At 33.4% G+C, this 1,677-nt stretch carries 1 protein-coding gene; it reads left to right on the top strand.

The genetic code is table 11. The features are described from left to right. A partial coding sequence (locus tag RR554_RS11595; RefSeq protein ID WP_332468088.1) for a bifunctional metallophosphatase/5'-nucleotidase occupies positions 1–1,677 on the top strand: 1,677 nt, incomplete at both ends.

The raw sequence follows: 1,677 nt of genomic DNA, 5'->3' as shown, positions 1-1,677 counted from the left end.
AAAGAGCTAAAAATCCTAATAACATCTTAGTGGATGCTGGTGATAATTTACAAGGGACACTTCTAACAGATGATTTATATAGTTCTAAACCAGAATTACAAAATGAAGATCATCCAGTTATTACTGCGATGAACACAATTGGCTATGACGCGATGGCATTAGGTAATCATGAATTTAACTTTGGAACCGGTTTAATTAAACGTGTTGAAAAACAAGCTGATTTTCCTTTGCTATCAGCCAATACTTATGTTAAAGCTACAGGTGAAAACTTTGTAAAAGCAACTGAAACTAAAATGATTGATGGAGTAAAAGTTTCTGTTATTGGTATGACTATTCCCCATGTGTGGATGTGGGATGGAGACAAAGTTAAAGATTTAGAGTTCAAACCATTAAATGAAGAGGCTAAAAAACAAGTCAAGATTTTAAAAGAAACTGAAAACCCAGACGTGATTGTCGCTTCAATTCATGCGGGCCTTAAAAATAATGACCCAGGAGCTGCTGCAGAAAACGTTATTAAAGAAGTTCCAGAAATCGATGCTTTTGTTTTAGGTCACGATCATCGTGAATATGCTGAGCATATTAATGATAAAGAAGGAACACCAAAACCAGCAGCTGCTGTAAAAGATACTGGTTCTGGTATGGTTAAAATTGATTTAAACTTAGAAAAAACTGATGGTAAATGGAAAGTTAAAGATTCTCATCCAGAAACACTTTCAGTTAAAGGTGTCAAAGGTGACGAAGCTGTTAAAGAAGCGACAAAAGAAGCTCATGACAAAACTGTTGATCACGTGAATGAAGTAATTGGAGAAGCTAAAGATAACTTCTTACCAGAAGAACGTGTTCTTGGTATTCCAGAAGCACAACTTCAACCAACTGCCATGATTTCTTTAATTAATAATGTCCAAATGAAAGTGACAGGAGCTGATTTAGGTTCTGCAGCACTTTTCAAATATGATAGTAAATTAGATAAAGGGCCTATCAAATTCTCAGATGTATTTAGTATTTACAAATATCCTAATACACTAGTAGCAACTGAAATGACAGGAGCAAACCTTAAAAAATATCTTGAAAAACAAGGCAATTATTACCAACAATATGAACCAGGTGATGTAACAATTGGTTTTAACGAAAAAATCAGAGTTTACAACTATGACATGGTTTCAGGTGTAAAATATAAATTTGATATCTCTAAACCGGCAGGTCAAAGATTGAAAGACTTAACATTCAAAGGTAAAGAAGTTAAAGATGATCAAATATTTAAGATTGCAATGAACAACTACCGTTTTGAAGGTATGGCTAAAGATGGTTTAGTTAATCCAGAACCATACTTTGAATCAGATCCAGCAACTTTACGTGGTTACATTGTTGATTACATTAAAGAGAAAAAAGTAATTGACCCTAAAGAAGAAATCGAAAATAATTTTGAAATCGTGGGTACTGATTTAAATCACCCAGCTAAAGATTTTATTCTGGAACAATCTAAATTAGGAAAAGATGGCTTCAAAATTGAAGCATCAAAAGATGGTCGTACACCAAACGTTAAAAAATTAAATGCTAACAAATTATATGAAGAAGGCTTAATTCCAAGTGAATACATGAATGTTATTAATGTTATGCATACGAATGATATGCATGGTCGTATGGCATTTGATGCTGGTAGCTCATCAATTGGTTTAG

The sequence above is a fragment of the Vagococcus sp. genome, assembly GCF_036639995.1.
GTDB lineage: Bacteria > Bacillota > Bacilli > Lactobacillales > Vagococcaceae > Vagococcus.
Note: the sequence above shows the minus strand (reverse complement) of the source record. Positions and strands in the feature narration are given on the sequence as shown.